Source organism: Testudinibacter sp. P80/BLE/0925, from assembly GCF_053570785.1.
The window spans coordinates 774814-793712 of sequence record NZ_CM131636.1 but is presented as its reverse complement, the minus strand read 5'-3'; the positions used below and the strand labels follow the sequence as shown (position 1 = coordinate 793712).

Sequence of the window (18899 nt, the reverse complement as noted above, 5' to 3'; positions counted from 1 at the left end):
TTTATGAGGTTAATATGAAAAAGCCAATTAAATCGATACTGCTGGCGCTTGGGCTGATTTGCGCTTCCTTTGGTTACGCCGCGCAATTGAATATCAACGCGCAGACAGCCGCCCAACTGCCATGGCAAGATATCGGCTTATCACAGCAAACCGACACCACTTTATCGGAAAATGAGCAACCAATCGCGGCGATCCACAGCCCGATTGCCGCTTACCGCCTGCCGGCAAATCAAGGCACGTTAAATATTACCATCAGTAGTTTCGCCATCGACAATCAAGCGCTGTTCGTCCCGACAGTTGCGGTGTTAGATGCCAATTACAATTTAGCCGCAACTTACCCTTCATCCGTGTTTAAATTGCAGCACGAGAGCGGTTTGCAAGCAAATCGCTTGAGTACCGAACTCAACCTAACCCCGACGCCGAATCAGGATTATATTTATCTGCTGGTTTATACCGCAGCTGACGATTTGCAAGGCAGTACTTCGATTCCCCACCCGGCAAAACTTTACGCCAAAGCCAGAGGCAACCAGCCGCCGGCAATTGACGATTTACGGGCGCAACACAGCCGTAACGGTAAAATTCAAATCCGTGTCGACGGCAAACAAAGTGCGCAATTTATCGGTATGCAAATGCCGTCTTTCAAAGATAAGTCTACAACGCCGCAAACTATCGGTAACACCGCCAAAGCTGCTGGCACAACATTAACTAAGCCGGTAGAAAAAGAAACCGAGCGCTATTTCAATACGGCCATTCGCAATGCCTTAAAACAAAACGATATTGACAGAGCAATGAATCTGGTGAATGAAGCCGAAAAGCTGGGATTATCCTCTCCGCGCAAAACTTTTATTGATAATATTTCTAAGAAGTAAGACCTGCCTTTTTACTTTCCCTTTCCACCTCAATTCGAGGTGGTTTTTTATATCTGTAAAAAATATAAATAACGAACCTATCTTTCTTCAAAGAGCGCTTGACCGCACTTTCAGGCTGATTATTACCAAAATCCAGCCTGTTGCCATACTTTTCTCATTGAACTTCACTGCAAACCGCACGGGTATTTCTTCGTATTGCTTAGCTTTCTTGTCTTAGGATTTTTTTCGCCCAAAACAAAAACCCCTTGTATCGCTACAAGGGGCTCTGCTTCTCTAATATAATATCCGGCGGTGTCCTACTCTCACATGGGGAGACCCCACACTACCATCGGCGTTACGGCATTTCACTTCTGAGTTCGGCATGGAATCAGGTGGTGCTACCGCACTATCGCCGCCGGAATAATTCGGCTTGATTGTTTTTGCTTCTTCTTACTTTGTTTTGTTCTCTATTTTTTATTCTTTCAGCGTTTCTTTCGCTGTTATTCCTATTCGGTCACAAGCTAATCTGATTCAAACTCCTCGAGCCCTACTCGAGCTTCTTACTTCGCTCTTTCGTCTCTTGTCTTTTCTTACAACTTTCTCTCGGCTTTTGGGTAAAACCCTTGAGCGTTGTATGGTTAAGCCTCTCGGGCAATTAGTACGGGTTAGCTCAATGTATCACTACACTTACACACCCCGCCTATCTACGTCTTCGTCTTAAACAACCCTTACAGTCTTATAGACTGGGAAAACTCATCTCAAGGCAAGTTTCGTGCTTAGATGCTTTCAGCACTTATCTCTTCCGCACATAGCTACCCCGCAATGCTTCTGGCGAAACAACGGGAACACCAGCGGTGCGTCCACTCCGGTCCTCTCGTACTAGGAGCAGCCCCTTTCAATTTTCCAACGCCCACGGCAGATAGGGACCGAACTGTCTCACGACGTTCTAAACCCAGCTCGCGTACCACTTTAAATGGCGAACAGCCATACCCTTGGGACCTACTTCAGCCCCAGGATGTGATGAGCCGACATCGAGGTGCCAAACACCGCCGTCGATATGAACTCTTGGGCGGTATCAGCCTGTTATCCCCGGAGTACCTTTTATCCGTTGAGCGATGGCCCTTCCATTCAGAACCACCGGATCACTATGACCTGCTTTCGCACCTGCTCGACATGTCCGTCTCGCAGTCAAGCTTGCTTATACCATTGTACTAACCTCACGATGTCCGACCGTGATTAGCAAACCTTCGTACTCCTCCGTTACGCTTTGGGAGGAGACCGCCCCAGTCAAACTACCCACCAGACACTGTCCACGACCGCGTGCCGCAGTCTGTGTTAGAACATCAAACCTTAAAGGGTGGTATTTCAACAACGACTCCATATTAACTGGCGTTAATACTTCTCTGTCTCCCACCTATCCTACACATCAAAATTCAATGTTCAGTGTCAAGCTATAGTAAAGGTTCACGGGGTCTTTCCGTCTAGCCGCGGGTACACCGCATCTTCACGGCGATTTCAATTTCACTGAGTCTCGGGTGGAGACAGCCTGGCCATCATTACGCCATTCGTGCAGGTCGGAACTTACCCGACAAGGAATTTCGCTACCTTAGGACCGTTATAGTTACGGCCGCCGTTTACTGGGGCTTCGATCAAATGCTCTCACATCATCAATTAACCTTCCAGCACCGGGCAGGCGTCACACCCTATACGTCCACTTTCGTGTTTGCAGAGTGCTGTGTTTTTAATAAACAGTTGCAGCCAGCTGGTCACTTCGACTGACTTCACCTCCATCCGTTAAGGACTTCAATTACCGTCAGCGCACCTTCTCCCGAAGTTACGGTGCTATTTTGCCTAGTTCCTTCACCCGAGTTCTCTCAAGCGCCTGAGTATTCTCTACCTGACCACCTGTGTCGGTTTTCAGTACGGTTTATGATAAGATAAGCTTAGCGGCTTTTCCTGGAAGTGTGGTATCGGTTACTTCGACTCCGTGGAGTCTCCCCGTCACGCCTCTGATTTAGATGACCGGATTTGCCTAATCATCCATCCTACACGCTTGGACCGGGACTTCCGTCACCCGGATAACCTAACCTGCTCCGTCCCCACATCGCTCTTATCACAAGTACGGGAATATTAACCCGTTTCCCATCGACTACGCTCTTCAGCCTCGCCTTAGGGGCCGACTCACCCTGCCCCGATTAACGTTGGACAGGAACCCTTGGTCTTCCGGCGAGGGGGTTTTTCACCCCCTTTATCGTTACTTATGTCAGCATTCGCACTTGTGATACGTCCAGCAGCCCTCTCGAGCCACCTTCTTCCGCTTACACAACGCTCCCCTACCCAATCAGATGACAGATTTCAGACGTCAGGTTTCGGTGTTTTACCAAAACCTTGTAACATCTTCGCAATTTCTTCGTATTCATTACGCCATCTTTGCCAATCTTGTTCATCTACATATTTCAAGTCATAACAGTATCTTAACCAAACTCGCATTTCATCAGCACTGCCTATTGCCATGCTAAGAAATCGATTTAAATCCGCTTTAGTACGTTGCCTTGCAAAACCTTCGGCTAAATTTGCACAAATGCTTTTGCTTGCCCGTCTAACTTGGTCTCCTAACGCATATTGCTCTATCTTAGGAAAATCCAAGCTCGCTTGATGAATTTCCAACGACACTTTATAAGCGCGTTGAAACACCTTCAAATCTTCAAACTTGATTGCCATACTGTCTCCTGACATCTGAAATCTGTCATCTGAATGCCGCAGCTTCGGTGCTATGTTTTAGCCCCGTTACATCTTCCGCGCAGGCCGACTCGACTAGTGAGCTATTACGCTTTCTTTAAATGATGGCTGCTTCTAAGCCAACATCCTAGCTGTCTAAGCCTTCCCACTTCGTTTCCCACTTAACATAGACTTTGGGACCTTAGCTGGCGGTCTGGGTTGTTTCCCTCTTCACGACGAACGTTAGCACCCGCCGTGTGTCTCCTAGATATTACTCTTCGGTATTCGCAGTTTGCATCGGGTTGGTAAGTCGGGATGACCCCCTAGCCGAAACAGTGCTCTACCCCCGAAGGTATTCGTCTAAGGCTCTACCTAAATAGATTTCGGGGAGAACCAGCTATCTCCCGGTTTGATTGGCCTTTCACCCCCAGCCACAAGTCATCCGCTACTTTTTCAACAGTAGTCGGTTCGGTCCTCCAGTTAGTGTTACCCAACCTTCAACCTGCCCATGGCTAGATCACCGGGTTTCGGGTCTATATCGTGCAACTCTTCGCCCAGTTAAGACTCGGTTTCCCTTCGGCTCCCCTATTCGGTTAACCTCGCTACACAATATAAGTCGCTGACCCATTATACAAAAGGTACGCAGTCACCCCATTAAAGAGGCTCCCACTGCTTGTACGTACAGGGTTTCAGGTTCTATTTCACTCCCTTCACCAGGGTTCTTTTCGCCTTTCCCTCACGGTACTGGTTCACTATCGGTCAGTCAGGAGTATTTAGCCTTGGAGGATGGTCCCCCCATCTTCAAACAGGATTTCTCGTGTCCCGCCCTACTTAGTGTTAGCTTAGTACCGTAACTGTGCCTTCGGATACGGGATTATCACCCTCTGCGATTGAGCTTCCCAACTCATTCTCCTAACTCACTTACTATCACTAACGGCTTCTCCGTGTTCGCTCGCCGCTACTTACGGAATCTCAATTGATTTCTTTTCCTCGGGGTACTGAGATGTTTCAGTTCTCCCGGTTCGCCTTGTTAACCTATGGATTCAGTTAACAATAGTAGATTCTTCATCTACTGGGTTTCCCCATTCGGATATCGTGGAGTGATAGCGCTTCTTATCAACTCCTCCACGCTTTTCGCAGATTAGCACGTCCTTCTTCGCCTCTGACTGCCTAGGCATCCACCCTGCACGCTTAGTCACTTAACCATACAACCTCAAGAATTTTCAGACCGCACTTTCATTTCAACTAACCACTTTCGTGCCCGTTTCGTTCAGTCCGCTTTCCATTCCCAAAGCCGTCTTCCATTGACTCGTGCGTAAGTTTCCCTACGCTGACCTGCTCAGTGCCTTTTCTCACCAAACAAGCCCAATTCGATTCTCGATTGCTCGATTTTCAAATACTCAGCTCTTACGTCCTCTCGAACGCTTGAGTTCTCTTCAGTTTTTAGCTTGTGTCCAAATTTTTAAAGAACAAATCGGTTTTTCAACCAATACTCAATCCTCTTAACCGCACTTTAGGTTTTTTAATCCCTCATAAAGCGTTGGCTAAGAAAACTCACTATTAATCAATAAACCCTTATCACCGATACTTCAGTCATTACTGACCTCGTTGTGACAAGTTAAAGCGTGGTGGAGCTAAGCGGGATCGAACCGCTGACCTCCTGCGTGCAAAGCAGGCGCTCTCCCAGCTGAGCTATAGCCCCTTTCTTTTCCCGTATTTAGCAAGTTCTAGATAGTTCAGCCAATGGTTTTAGCAAAATCAGATTGAAATCGAGAAGCGCAGTGTGCGAACAGCACATGAGCATCGCAGATATTCAAGATGATGAAGATAAAATCATTGGTAGGCCTGAGTGGACTTGAACCACCGACCTCACCCTTATCAGGGGTGCGCTCTAACCACCTGAGCTACAAGCCTATCTCTCTATACGGTCTGTCTTCTTTTCTATCAAACAATCTGTGTGAACACCTATACAAAATCATCAGTCATATTATAAGGAGGTGATCCAACCGCAGGTTCCCCTACGGTTACCTTGTTACGACTTCACCCCAGTCATGAATCATACCGTGGTAAACGCCCCCCTAAGGTTAAGCTATCTACTTCTGGTACAACCCACTCCCATGGTGTGACGGGCGGTGTGTACAAGGCCCGGGAACGTATTCACCGCAACATTCTGATTTGCGATTACTAGCGATTCCGACTTCATGGAGTCGAGTTGCAGACTCCAATCCGGACTACGACGCACTTTAAGAGATTCGCTTAAGCTCGCACTCTCGCCTCCCTCTGTATACGCCATTGTAGCACGTGTGTAGCCCTACTCGTAAGGGCCATGATGACTTGACGTCATCCCCACCTTCCTCCGGTTTGTCACCGGCAGTCTCCTTTGAGTTCCCATCTTTACATGCTGGCAACAAAGGATAAGGGTTGCGCTCGTTGCGGGACTTAACCCAACATTTCACAACACGAGCTGACGACAGCCATGCAGCACCTGTCTCTAAGTTCCCGAAGGCACAAGCTCATCTCTGAGCTCTTCTTAGGATGTCAAGAGTAGGTAAGGTTCTTCGCGTTGCATCGAATTAAACCACATGCTCCACCGCTTGTGCGGGCCCCCGTCAATTCATTTGAGTTTTAACCTTGCGGCCGTACTCCCCAGGCGGTCGATTTAACGCGTTAGCTTCGAGAGCCACCCATACAGGCAACCCCCAAATCGACATCGTTTACAGCGTGGACTACCAGGGTATCTAATCCTGTTTGCTCCCCACGCTTTCGCACATGAGCGTCAGTCTTTGTCCAAGGGGCCGCCTTCGCCTCCGGTATTCCTCCACATCTCTACGCATTTCACCGCTACACGTGGAATTCTACCCCTCTCTACAAAACTCTAGATAAACAGTATGAAATGCTGTTCCCAAGTTAAGCTCGGGGATTTCACATCTCACTTATCTATCCGCCTGCGTGCCCTTTACGCCCAGTTATTCCGATTAACGCTCGCACCCTCCGTATTACCGCGGCTGCTGGCACGGAGTTAGCCGGTGCTTCTTCTGTGACTAACGTCAATTGCTCTGTCTATTAAACAAAACACCTTCCTCATCACCGAAAGAACTTTACAACCCGAAGGCCTTCTTCATTCACGCGGCATGGCTGCGTCAGGGTTCCCCCCATTGCGCAATATTCCCCACTGCTGCCTCCCGTAGGAGTCTGGGCCGTGTCTCAGTCCCAGTGTGACTGGTCATCCTCTCAGACCAGTTAGAGATCGACGGCTTGGTGAGCCTTTACCTCACCAACTACCTAATCTCACTTGGGCTCATCTTATGGCGGGTGGCCCGAAAGTCCCACCCTTTAGTCCTAAGACATTACGCGGTATTAGCTACAGTTTCCCGTAGTTATCCCCCTCCATAAGCCAGATTCCCAAGCATTACTCACCCGTCCGCCGCTCGTCGGCAAAGTAGCAAGCTACCCCCCGTTACCGCTCGACTTGCATGTGTTAAGCCTGCCGCCAGCGTTCAATCTGAGCCATGATCAAACTCTTCAATTCAAGTTCAATCGCTCAACGAATCTCTGACTATAATGTTGAAACCACAAAAGTTTCAATTATGAATTTACTATCAGCACTCATTAAGACTTTAGTTTTTTAAATCTTTAAATTACCAATGCCTTGCACAAGTGCCCACACAGATTGTCTGATATATTGTTAAAGAACAGTCACAATCGCCGGCTTCAAACAGCTGCGTCGTTGTGAGGTGCGCATTATAGACATTCCATAATGCTTTGCAAGGGCTTTTTCTCACTTTTTTGCAAAAAATTTCCAAGCGGCGCTTTTTTAAACGAAAAACCGCACTTTGGATTATTTTGTCAGCGAAATATCACTTCTAATTCGTAAAAAAGTAGCAAAGCGTGGTTTGCCGTTTTTGGTTAAGCCGCGATATTGATAAGTTATCACGCTGCCGATCGGCGGCGGATTTTGCCGCTGTTGCAGATTAAACCCCGAGCCAATTCGAAAAACGCCACGCTGATTGCGGCAACTGAGCGCGCCCAACACCTGTGCAAACTGCCCTTTGCCTTGATGATGCGCCACCACTTCGCACTCTTCATCTTGCGTGGTTTTAAATTTCAAAATCTGTGAACTGCGCTGTTGCTGATACGCAATAAACGGATTACGCACCACAATACCCTCGCCGCCCAACGCCTCGACTTCGGCTAGAAAATCTTCCGCATGTTGCTTATTCTTAATCGGAATTTGTCGAATGATTTCAATATGCGCGCTTGGATTTTGTTGCAAATAATCCGCCAAGGTTTGCAAACGCGCGTTGAGATCCCCGTCTGCATTGGGTACATCAAACACATACAACTTCAATTTGTGCCAACCGCGATCGTCGGCACTGCGCACAATCGAGGAAATCATTTCAAACTCACCACGCTGGGAAAACAGTTCGCCGTCGATCGCAAACGGTGGAAAATGTTGGACAAAATAATCCGGCGGATTTAGCGGATTACCGTTGCGGCTCAACAGTTGTTTGCCGTCCCAAAAACCACGCACGCCGTCCAATTTTTCGCTCATCATCCAACCGTCTAACGCTTGCCCTTGATAGACTTCCAATAGCATTAAATTCGGCTTGCTGCTTGCCGCCGCGCCGGTTATCGCGCCCAGCCATGCCAATAGAGCAATCATACCTACACGCCACATCGTTCACCTCTCGAACAAATGAATCAAAGTGCGGTCAGGCTAACGTAACGGACAAGAAAAAGAACGGGGTTATGAAAATAATTGGAATCCGGATCGCAAAAAGAACAAGCGCGGTCAAATCATCGTCTGACCGCACTTGGCGTAAAGTAAAGAATAAAATCAAATCACGGTTTGCACTAACGCCGACAAATCACCGCTGAATTGTCGGGTTTTCGCCATTGCGATAATCTCGTTTGAGGTATGGCAGTCGGCGTTATACACCACCACCATGCTGACATCGCCCGGCTGCAAAAAATGGGTTTCGCCGAATTCGGTATAACGGGTCGCACCAATGCTAATCACCGCCTGTTGCGGATAATCGGCTTTTTCCAGCAAGCCGGCGATATGGTGCATTGGCCCTTGATCCGGCTGGTTGTTCATGCGATCGACAGTCCAATTGAGTAATTTTTGATGGAAATAACTGTAACCGACTGTCGGGCTGTCCACGCCGTAAATATTGAATTGTTCGCCACGCTGATGAAAACAGGCGATACGATAGCGATCCAAATTACAACCAGCCTCGAAGCCATCCAGTGGGATCAAAGTTGACGCTAAACCTTTGGTTTGCGCGCCCCAATTTTTCTTGTCGGCGATTTTATGAGCATTCGGGCGGCGGATTGAACAATCGTTATATGCGCCAAACGCTTTCGGTAAAAGTGCGGTCACTTGATGATGTTGATCATATTGAATATCACAAATAATCGCCACTTCCGGCTCGATTTGCAGGTTATCCGCATCTCGCGGAAAGCGCAATGTATCGGACGACAGCGGATAAACCGATAAAAAACCGTCAAAGTGCGGTACATAAAACGGAAAAATCGCTTTCGGTTGATGCGCTTCCTGCACCTCGACCTGTTTAAAATCCGCTGCCTCGCCCGCTTGTTCCAAATGTCCGGCAAAATTGCCCGCCACGCCAAAACCGATTGCTTGTTGAAATGCCATCATTTTCCCCTATTCGCTATGCAAAAGTGGTTTGAGTATAGCCCAATCGCAGCTACTTCTCCAGCGCCATACTCAGTAAGGTGATCGGGTGCAAACATTGGCGGGTGGTGGACATATCGATCTGCCATTTGCAGGTTTCGCAGTCGGAAATCACGTAATCAAAACCGCCCTGTTCGATCTGTTCAAACAGCCCTTTACCGATCGCTTGCGCTGTGTCGTAGTTTTCCGATTTAAAGCCGTAAGTGCCGGCGATACCGCAACATTGCGAGTTCAACATCACGATTTCCAGTTGCGGAATTTTGCGCAACACTTCGATGGTATAAGGCACCCAACCGCTCTTTTCCATATGACAGGCGGTGTGATACGCCACCCGCAGCGGCATTGGTTTCAGCGGCAGGGTTTTGCCTTGTTCCAATAAGGTATAGAGGTAACGGGTGACCAACTGGATATGCGACCGCACTTTGTGGTTATCCAAACCCAAAATATGCTGATATTCATCACGCAAGGTTAAGGTGCAGGTCGAGGAGGTGCCGACAATATCCAATTTGCGCTCAGTAACCGCTTGTTCTAATTGTTGAATATTAAATTCGCCCTGTTTTTTGGCGCGTTCAGGAAAACCGTTCACCATCAGCGGCACGCCGCAGCATTTCTCTTTTTCCAACAGCACCACGCCGATATTCATCGCATTAAACACCTCGATCAGCTCTTTGCCTAAGGCCGGGTTGTTGTAATTCACGTAGCAGCCGTGATAATAACCCACTTTTTCCGCATACTGCTGTTGCTGCGCCGCCACTTTGCCGTACCATTGGCGGAACGTGCCGAACGAATATTTCGGCAGGCTGCGCTGTTTGGCGACTTTCAAGGTTTTATCCAGTAAAAAACGGGTCGCTTTCAGGCTGGTGACCGCATTCACCACCGGCGCAAACGGCGACGACAGCGACCCCATAATATCGGTGTTGCTCAGCACCGCGTCGCGCAGTTTTTGTACCGCCGATTTATCTTTGCCCTGCCCGTAACGGTTGCGTGCGCGCACGATAATATCGCCGATTTTGACATCGGACGGACAGGCAACTTCGCAGCGTTTGCAGTTGGTGCAATATTTCAAGGCTTCGTCATAAAATTCGGCACTTTTCAGGCGCAAGCGCTCGCCGTCCGGGCCTGACTGTTTCGGACCGGGATAGAACGGATTATTGCGCGACACCGGGCACACTGCAGTACAGGCGGTGCACTTGATACAACTTTCAAAACTGTTATCGATATGCGCCTGTTGTTGGATCTGCTCCGCTTGTTGAATCAGTTGTTGTAAATTCATCGCTTGCCTCCTTGCAGGATCCGATCCGCAACATAAAGTGCGGTCACCACCGCCACTCCGCTACCGCAACCTTGATGAATGGCGTCATAACCGCCGACCACCGCACCGATCGCATATAAATTCTCTAGGCTTACACCCTGTTTTTGTGCCTGACAATCGGCATTGATTTTCACCCCGAATTGTTGATACGGCTGCGGGTGCGCAAAGCGCGCATGCGTCCACTGGTGGCGGTTCGGGGCACTAAACAGATCCAGATTAAAAATCGGTTCGCGCACCTGATTAAAACTTGCCACCAAGCCGTTACTGAAAAAACTGCCGCTCGCCAACACATACTGTTCGGCGCGCAAGGCGACCTCTTCGTTCAAACGGGTATAAAGTGCGGTCACGCGGTTTTCTGCCATATCAGCGCGCAATACGCTGTCGCCTTTCATCATCAACCCGCCCGCCTGCTCAAACGCTTTTTCCAATACGCGGTGCTGACGAATGCCGAGCAGCGATGGCGGCAGGGTCGGCAGTTCAAACAGATGAATGCCGCTCGCCTGTTGCAGCTGTTGCAGGAAACCATCGTTATCCAAACCAAAACACGCCGGTAAAAACACCGTATCGGCACCGTCGGCGGCGTTTTTCAGTTCCGCCACCAATTGGTCGAAATTGAGTTTATGTTCCAATGCCTGCGAAATATTAATGCTGCGGAATTCGCGTGCGTCGGTACGCAGATGATCCAGTTCGGGAATGTGCAGATAGCCGAAACTGAGCTGCCACTGCGCAAAGTGCGGTAGCCGGCGCAGGTTTTCACACAACAGTTGCGGCTGAAAATCGTTAAATCCCTCGATCCCCAACACCGCCACTTTTTTAGCGGATAAGACGCCGTTCTCGATTGCAAAAGTCGGCACGCTGCGCGGCGACAGCCAAGTCGGACGCAAGGAGCCCAACGGCGTTAAACGCAAGTGATTGTGCGCCCTGCCCTGTTTCAGATTGAGTTGCAGCGCCGTTGCCAAACCTTCAAATTCCGCCGCTTTCTGTAGCACCACATCTTGCCCGAGCAGGCTATAAGGATGTTGCGGTTGTTGCCGCGCCAATTGCGCCAAACCCTGCGCCAGATCATCGATTGGCGCACCATTTTCCGCTTGCCCCAGCAGATCCAACGAGCCGGAGGAGAAATCGAGCGCACTTTGCCCGTTACTGACGATCACACAGCGCCGCCCGCCTTGTTGCAGACGGATCCCGCAAATCAGCCCCGCCAAACCGCCACCGATAATAATGTTATCAAACTTCATTTTTATCCGTTCCCTGTAACTGTTGTTGTCCGGCTTGCGGCACCTCGTTCAAGCCCAATAAACCGTAATATACCCATGAGGTAAACTCCGCCTCGCGCAAGGCGTCGCCCCACGCAATCGGCTCAATCCCGCGCCAGCGCTCTTCCATAAAAGCGGCAAGCTGCGTGGTGGATTGCTGCGCATTGGCGACCTTAAACCGCGCCATTAAGCCGGCGGCGCGACAGGCGCACAGTTCGCCCTGACACGTGCCCATGCCAACCCGGGTGCGACGGCGCAAATCGACCAGATTATTCACTTTCAGCTCGTCCACCGCATAGCGCACTTCGCCGGCGGTAACGGCTTCGCATTCGCAAATCAAACTGCGATCCAAACGTTCTTTTTCCAATAATTCGGTGGCGCGCGAACCGTGGCGATACACCGCCGAAACCCGCAACGGAGTCGGTAACGAAATCACTTTTTGGTGGGTTTCGACCGCACTTTCGTTTGAACCGGGCAGCGGTATATCGGCGGTGGTGCAAAGTGCGGTTTTGTTCAATTTCTGACAGGCAAGATCCGTCGCCCATTCCGCCATTAAGCGATAAGTAATCAATTTGCCGCCGGTGATGGTGATAAAGCCCTCCAAACCGTCGCGTTCGGCATGGTCGAGTAACACAATACCGCGGCTGACATTACGCCCGGACGGATCATCATCGCTCGCCACCAACGGGCGCACCCCGGCATAGGCGCGCAACACCCGCGTGTGACGCAGGCTTGGCGCCAGTTTTTCGCCTTCCTGAATCAGCAAATCCACCTCTTGCGGCGTGACCTGCATATTGTCGATTTGATCGTATGGAATGCGGCTGGAAGTAGTGCCGATCACACTGATAGTATCGCCCGGCACCAAAATATCGGCATCCGCCGGTTTGCGGCAGCGGTTGATCACCATTTGATTGAGGCGATGTCCCATAATCAGCAACGCGCCTTTCGCCGGGAACATTTTGATTTTCAGATCCGCATATTCGGCAATGCCCTGCCCCCAAATCCCGGCGGCGTTAATCACCACCGGCGCAAAAAATTCCCGCCGTTGTTTATGCTTATGATCATAAGCGCGCACGCCGATCACTCGGCTGCCTTCGCGAATCAGCTGTTGAACTTCACAGTAAGTGAACACCTGCGCCCCGCGCTCTTTTGCGTCCAACATATTGGCGGAAGTCAGACGAAACGGGTCGATACTGCCGTCCGGCACCACCACCGCGCCGATCAAATCGGGATTGACCGACGGCTCTAAACGGCGCGCCAATGCCGGTTCGATTTGCACCGCATCAATCCCTGCTTGCTGACAGGCTTGCAAAAACGGTTTTTGGAAGGCTAAATCGTCCTCCGGCAGGGTGATAAACAACCCTTTGCAATCGTCAATACAGTGTTTGGCGATTCGTTTTAGAATATTATTCTCGTCAATACACTCTTTCGCCGATTCCGGATCGTTGACCGCATAGCGTCCACCGCTGTGCAACAGTCCGTGATTGCGTCCGGTTGCGCCGGTGGCAATATCACGCCGCTCAAGCAAAACCGCACTTAGCCCGCGCAAACGGCAATCGCGCGCAATCCCAGCGCCGGTCGCACCGCCGCCGATAATAATCACATCACTTTGTACACGAGAAGAAAATGATTCCGCCATCAATCTGTTCCCCACACTAAATAAATTCGAATACGAAAAAATAAATTAGGGATATTGTAGGTCATGTCGTGAGTTTTCGCCATAAAATGTTCGATAACAAACATTAAAAGTAAGGGCTTGATCACAGTTTAGCGATTTTTATGCGCTTAAATCACACCGCTTGAGTTCAATATAATGGGAAGGACAACTGATTTTGCATTCGCCGCAACCGTTGCAACGTTCGTTGTCCAACAACATTTTTTTGCTGTCGGCGTCAAAGCGGATCGCATTCGGCGCACAGGCGGTACGGCAAAACTGACAGCTTCGCCCCTGTTGTTGCAGACAAAGGCGGTGAAAGTGCGGTCGCAGCTCAGTGTCAGACCGCACTTCGCCGCTAAGTGCGCCGGTTTGGCAACGGTCTGTGCATTTGCCGCAATGGTCGCAGGCAGAGTAATCGATTTGCAGCACCGCTTTTTGATTCTGAAGTTGGATTAAGCCGTAAGGGCAGGCGGCAACGCAATCGCCGCAACCGGTGCAGTGTTGCATAAACAACGGCTCGGCAACCGCTTGCGGCGGGCGTGTTGCCGCGCGCTGATACAGCGTTTGGCTGATTTGCTGCTGCGCTTTCTGTCCGGCATTGAAAATCCCGCGCAACAAACCACGGCGTGAAATGCGGTTATGTTGCAGGTATGCCTGATAGTAGCGTTCGTTTTTTTCAGCCATAATCAAATCATTAACGATATAACCGCACTTCGGGGATTTGCAGCTGTAACTGTTGCTGCCAATGCGCCAATAAAGCTTGCGCCAACAAGCCTAAGCCGCAATAGAACGGGCGGTTTTGTTCGGCGGTCAGTAATTTGAGGAAACGCCCCGACCAAGTGAGCAGGTGCTGTTGCAAAAATTCGTTTAACTGTTCAGGTTGATTTTCCGCCAACCACGCCGCCATCAGCAACATCAAGCCGAAATGGTCTTCCGGTTCGTTTTGTGCCAATTCCAACACAATCCCATGCATACGCATAAAACCGCGCAATTCTAACAACGAACTGCCGAAAATCACCGCTTCTTTATCCAAATAAACCGATCCCCATTGCGGCGCCGGCAGCGCGTCAGGCCCGATAAACAGCGCCTGAAAATCCGCCTCCAAGGCTGCAGCGCCCTGCGCCAAACCTTCGCTCAACCGCACTTGGATTACATCAAGCTGTTCCGCCGATAAAAAATCACAGCTCGCCTGCCATTGCGGATCGGCAAATAACGGCAATAACGCCTGATTTTGCGCTTGTTGCGGCGAAGCATAAAACAGCGAACCTAAAATTCGCCCGAATTGGGAAATGGAAGTTAATGGTGGATTCATCATCTTTATCATCTTGGCTCTGGAAATATTGCGCTACTGTACCATACTTCGGCAAAGTGCGGTACAGTAGCACAAATTCGGTATTAAAAATCAATTCTTCAATAAATTAAAATTGTTCTCATTTTTTCGCCTTGACACTAATCAATTTTAGGCAGATCCCTGTTTTTATACGCACTCCGATTGATATTAATCATCTTTTTGCCCATTTCTTTTTGTTCTAATGAAAGCAGTGTAGTCATTCGGAGGGACTTGTTATGGATAGTCTAGTGAAAGATGTCATTAATTATGATATCGAAAGAAGAACTTTATTGAAACATGTCGGATTAACCGGTATTGCTGCAGGTGTATCCTTACCTTTTTCAGTGAGGGCTAAAACCAATACCGCACCAGAAGAGCAAGCGGAAAAAGTGGTTTGGAGTATGTGCTCAGTTAACTGCGGTAGCCGTTGCGCATTACGGATGCACGTAAAACAAGACGAAGTTGTTTGGGTTGAAACGGGTCGGGAAACGGGGCGAGGGCAAATTTAAACGGATTAGTTGGGAAGAAGCGCTCGATACCGTTGCCGACGGTCTGAAGCGGATTGTGAAAGATTACGGTAACGAAGCGGTTTACCTTAATTATTGTTCCGGCATTGTCGGCGGAAATATTACCCGCTCTTCCGCTTTTGCCTCGGCAATGGCGCGTCTAATGAATTGCTACGGCGGTTTTCTGAACCAATACGGCACCTACAGTACGGCGCAAATTGCCAGGGCAATGCCGTTTACCTACGGTTCAAATGTCGGTAACAGCACCTCCGATATTGTCAATTCAAAGTTAGTCGTTTATTTTGGCAATAATCCGGCGGAAACCCGTATGAGCGGCGCTGGAATCACTTACCATTTGGAGCAGGCAAGAGAACGTTCCAATGCCAAGTTAATTGTGATTGATCCGCGCTACACCGACACCGCAGGCGGACGGGAGGATGAATGGATTCCGATTCGTCCCGGTACCGACGCCGCATTGGTCTCCGGTATTGCATACGTATTAATTACTGAAAATCTGGTTGATCAAGATTTTTTAGATAAATACTGTGTCGGTTATGATGAAAAAACTTTACCTGCCGGTGCACCGACAAATGGACACTACAAAGCGTATATTTTGGGGCAAGGAGATGACGCCATTGTCAAAACGCCGATATGGGCAGCAGATATCACCGGCATTCCTGCCGATAAAATCATTAAACTCGCCAGAGAAATCGGTAGCACCAAACCTTGTTATATCAGTCAAGGCTGGGGACCACAACGCCAATCTAACGGTGAACTTGCTGCCCGTGCGATTGCGATGTTACCGATTTTAACCGGTAATGTTGGTATTAGCGGGGGAAATTCCGGTGCTAGAGAAAGCACTTATACCATCACGATTAAGCGGTTTCCAGTGTTAACCAACCCTGTACAAACCAAAATCCCAGTGTTCATGTGGACAGATGCCATTGAACGTGGAACCGAAATGACGGCGGTAAAAGACGGGATTCAGGGCAAAGACAAGTTGGATGTGCCAATTAAATTCCTGTGGAATTATGCGGGCAATACCATTATCAATCAGCATTCCGACATAAACCGTACACATAAAATCTTACAAGACGAGAGCAAATGCGAGATGATTGTGGTCATTGATAATTTCATGACCTCCTCTGCCAAATATGCCGATATTTTATTACCGGATCTGATGACGACAGAACAGGAAGATATTATCCCGAATGATTCTGCCGGTAATATGGGTTACCTGATTTTCGGACAAGCGGCGACAGCGCCTAAATTCGAGCGACGCCCGATTTATCAAATTCTATGCGACATAGCTAAACGCCTTGGTGACGAAGTATATGACAAATTTAGCGAGGGAAGGACTCAGGAACAATGGCTGCAACATTTATATGCCGAAATGCGAGAAATGGATACCGATCTGCCGACATACGACGCCCTGAAAGCAATGGGAATTTTCAAGAAAAAAGATCCGAAGGGTCATCTGGTCGCCTATAAGGATTTCAGGGACGATCCAAAAGCAAATCCGTTAAGCACACCGTCCGGAAAAATCGAAATTTATTCCGCCCGCTTAGCCGAAATTGCGGCTAGTTGGGATTTAAAAGAGGATGAAGTGATCGATCCTCTGCCGATCTACCACCCGGGATTTTATAGCCATATCGAGGCGCAAAACGGACAATTCCCGTTACAACTTGTCGGTTTCCATTATAAATCCCGCACCCATTCCAGCTATGGCAATATTGATGTGTTGGAAAGTGCCTGTCCGCAAGAAGTATGGATTAATCCGCTTGATGCCAAATCGCGAAATATTCAAAGTGGGGATTTGGTCAGAATCTTCAACGAAATCGGCGAAACCCGAATTGAAGCGAAAGTGACGCCAAGAATTATGCCCGGCGTACTGGGTATGGGGCAGGGCGCTTGGCACAGGGCAAATATGTGGGGCGATAAAATAGATCATAACGGCAGTATCAACGTCCTCACCACCCAGCGCCCGTCGCCGTTGGCGAAAGGGAATCCGCAGCATTCCAACTTAGTACAGATTGAGAAAGTGTAAGGAGCAGATTATGACGGAACAATATGGTTTTTACATCGATTCGGATCGCTGCACCGGCTGCAAAACCTGCGAACTGGCGTGTAAGGATTACAAGGATTTGCCGGTGGATGTGAATTATCGCCGGATTTACGAATATGCCGGCGGCGATTGGCTGGCAAACGGCAACTGTTGGCAGCAGAATGTCTTTTCGTATTATTTGTCGATTTCCTGCAATCACTGCGAAGATCCGGCGTGCGTCAAGGTATGTCCGAGCGGGGCAATGCACAAAAATGCAGATGGGTTTGTCATTGTCGATGAGGAACTGTGTATCGGCTGCCGCTATTGCCATATGGCGTGTCCATACGATGCGCCGCAATACAGCGAAGCCAAGGGACATATGACAAAATGCGACGGTTGCTATTCACGGGTGAAAGCCGGTGAAAAACCGATTTGTGTCGAATCGTGCCCGCTGCGGGCATTGGATTTTGCGCCGATCAGCGAGCTGCGTACAAAATACGGCGAGTTGGCGGCTTTAGCACCGCTACCGGCGGAACATTATACTGCGCCGAATTTGGTGATCAAACCGAATAAAAATGCGCGCCCGAGCGGCGATACCAGTGGATTTTTAGCCAACCCGAGGGAGGTGTAACATGAATGCCGGATTACATGAATTACCGCTGGTGCTGTTTACCGTGCTGGCGCAAAGTGCGGTCGGTGCGATCATTCTAATGGCATTATGGCTATTGTTGAAAGCCGATGAACCGCTGCGACAACGCAAAGTCGTATTATTGCTACTGTTGCCGTTAATCCTGTTGGGATTAGGTTTCGCCGCTTCAATTCTACATTTAGGTTCACCGCTGCGCGCCTTTAATTCATTGAACCGAATCGGCAGCTCGGCACTTAGTAACGAGATCGCTGCCGGTGCGCTGTTTTTCATTCTTGCCGGCGTATATTGGCTGTTACAGTTGCTGGATAAAATGCTGGCGGCATTAAACAAACTTTGGCTGTTTTTGTTGATCGTCAGCGGCGGTATTTTTCTCTACGTGATGAGTACGGTTTACTTAATCAGCACCGTACCGACTTGGAACAGCATTTCGACCCCGGCGTCATTCCTGCTGACCGCACTTTTGGCCGGCTTTACTCTCGGTTATGCCTTGCTGCGTTTTGCCGGTGTTGAAGCCGCTCAATTGCGCTGGGTTCCCGGCATTTTGGGATTGGCACTACTGCTTGCCGTATGTTTAGTGGTGTTGCAAGCAACCAGTTTGGCCGGCATCCAAACCTCTGCGCAAAAAGCCTCAACATTAGTGCCGGATTACGCCAATTTAATGATATTGCGTCTAGTGTTGCTGTTCGCCGGTATCGGGCTACTGTTTTACAGTCGCCGTGCTCAAAACAGCTTACCTAGTTTGTCACTCTGTGCCAGTGTACTGTTGGTTTTCGTTGCCGAATTGATCGGTCGAACCCTGTTTTACGGTTTGCATATGACCGTCGGCACGGCGATCGCCGGCTGATTAATCGCCCGTCGCTTAGCAGGCAATTTGTCCTTTC

The 18899-nt window shown here is 49.3% G+C and carries 10 protein-coding genes, 2 tRNA genes, 3 rRNA genes and 1 pseudogene; 4 read left to right on the top strand and 12 right to left on the bottom strand.

Features of this window, described 5'->3' with window-relative positions; genetic code table 11:
* The first annotated feature begins 14 nt into the window (after nucleotides 1-14).
* Nucleotides 15-869, top strand: a complete 855-nt coding sequence (gene malM / locus ACWA5Z_RS03875) for a maltose operon protein MalM (protein WP_431054004.1) — start codon at nucleotides 15-17, stop codon at nucleotides 867-869.
* A gap of 283 nt (nucleotides 870-1152) precedes the next feature.
* Here malM and rrf read toward each other — a convergent pair.
* From rrf to dmsD, 12 genes are all read right to left on the bottom strand, one after another.
* Nucleotides 1153-1268, bottom strand: a 5S ribosomal RNA gene (gene rrf, locus ACWA5Z_RS03870).
* A 214-nt stretch (nucleotides 1269-1482) separates the two neighbouring features.
* Nucleotides 1483-4771: ribosomal RNA gene (locus ACWA5Z_RS03865) — 23S ribosomal RNA — on the bottom strand.
* Nucleotides 4772-5192: 421 nt separating this feature from the next.
* Nucleotides 5193-5268, bottom strand: a tRNA-Ala gene (locus tag ACWA5Z_RS03860).
* 135 nt (nucleotides 5269-5403) lie between these two features.
* Nucleotides 5404-5480, bottom strand: a tRNA-Ile gene (locus ACWA5Z_RS03855).
* A 76-nt stretch (nucleotides 5481-5556) separates the two neighbouring features.
* Nucleotides 5557-7095: ribosomal RNA gene (locus ACWA5Z_RS03850) — 16S ribosomal RNA — on the bottom strand.
* Together the 16S, 23S and 5S rRNA genes with 2 tRNA genes alongside form the textbook arrangement of a ribosomal RNA operon.
* 309 nt (nucleotides 7096-7404) lie before the next feature.
* Nucleotides 7405-8229, bottom strand: coding sequence for a DNA ligase (locus tag ACWA5Z_RS03845; protein WP_431054282.1), 825 nt, complete (start codon nucleotides 8227-8229; stop codon nucleotides 7405-7407).
* A 174-nt stretch (nucleotides 8230-8403) separates the two neighbouring features.
* Nucleotides 8404-9225, bottom strand: coding sequence for a DUF5718 family protein (locus tag ACWA5Z_RS03840; protein WP_431054281.1), 822 nt, complete (start codon nucleotides 9223-9225; stop codon nucleotides 8404-8406).
* Nucleotides 9226-9277: 52 nt separating this feature from the next.
* Entirely contained in the window at nucleotides 9278-10537 is a 1260-nt protein-coding gene (gene glpC / locus ACWA5Z_RS03835) for an anaerobic glycerol-3-phosphate dehydrogenase subunit GlpC (protein WP_431054003.1), read from the bottom strand.
* Nucleotides 10534-11814, bottom strand: a complete 1281-nt coding sequence (glpB, locus tag ACWA5Z_RS03830) for a glycerol-3-phosphate dehydrogenase subunit GlpB (protein WP_431054002.1) — start codon at nucleotides 11812-11814, stop codon at nucleotides 10534-10536. Before glpB ends, glpC begins: the two co-directional genes overlap by 4 nt.
* A complete protein-coding gene (glpA, locus tag ACWA5Z_RS03825) occupies nucleotides 11804-13471 on the bottom strand; it encodes an anaerobic glycerol-3-phosphate dehydrogenase subunit A (RefSeq protein ID WP_431054001.1) in 1668 nt (555 codons plus the stop codon). The genes glpB and glpA overlap by 11 nt, the downstream gene beginning before the upstream one ends.
* A gap of 138 nt (nucleotides 13472-13609) precedes the next feature.
* Nucleotides 13610-14173 (bottom strand): ferredoxin-type protein NapF, encoded by a 564-nt coding sequence (gene napF, locus ACWA5Z_RS03820; RefSeq protein WP_431054000.1) that lies wholly within the window; start codon nucleotides 14171-14173, stop codon nucleotides 13610-13612.
* Nucleotides 14174-14183: 10 nt separating this feature from the next.
* Nucleotides 14184-14801 carry a Tat proofreading chaperone DmsD gene (gene dmsD / locus ACWA5Z_RS03815; protein ID WP_431054280.1) on the bottom strand — a complete coding sequence of 206 codons (618 nt, stop codon included), beginning with the start codon at nucleotides 14799-14801 and terminating at the stop codon, nucleotides 14184-14186.
* A 254-nt stretch (nucleotides 14802-15055) separates the two neighbouring features.
* Between dmsD and ACWA5Z_RS03810 the strand changes: the two are divergent.
* The 3 genes and pseudogenes from ACWA5Z_RS03810 (at nucleotide 15056) to ACWA5Z_RS03800 (ending at nucleotide 18862) form a co-directional block, all read left to right on the top strand.
* A pseudogene (locus ACWA5Z_RS03810) lies at nucleotides 15056-17372 on the top strand (DMSO/selenate family reductase complex A subunit).
* A gap of 10 nt (nucleotides 17373-17382) precedes the next feature.
* A complete protein-coding gene (locus ACWA5Z_RS03805) occupies nucleotides 17383-18000 on the top strand; it encodes a DMSO/selenate family reductase complex B subunit (RefSeq protein ID WP_431053999.1) in 618 nt (205 codons plus the stop codon).
* 1 nt (nucleotide 18001) lies between these two features.
* A complete protein-coding gene (locus ACWA5Z_RS03800; RefSeq protein WP_431053998.1) occupies nucleotides 18002-18862 on the top strand; it encodes a DmsC/YnfH family molybdoenzyme membrane anchor subunit in 861 nt (286 codons plus the stop codon).
* Nucleotides 18863-18899: the final 37 nt, after the last annotated feature.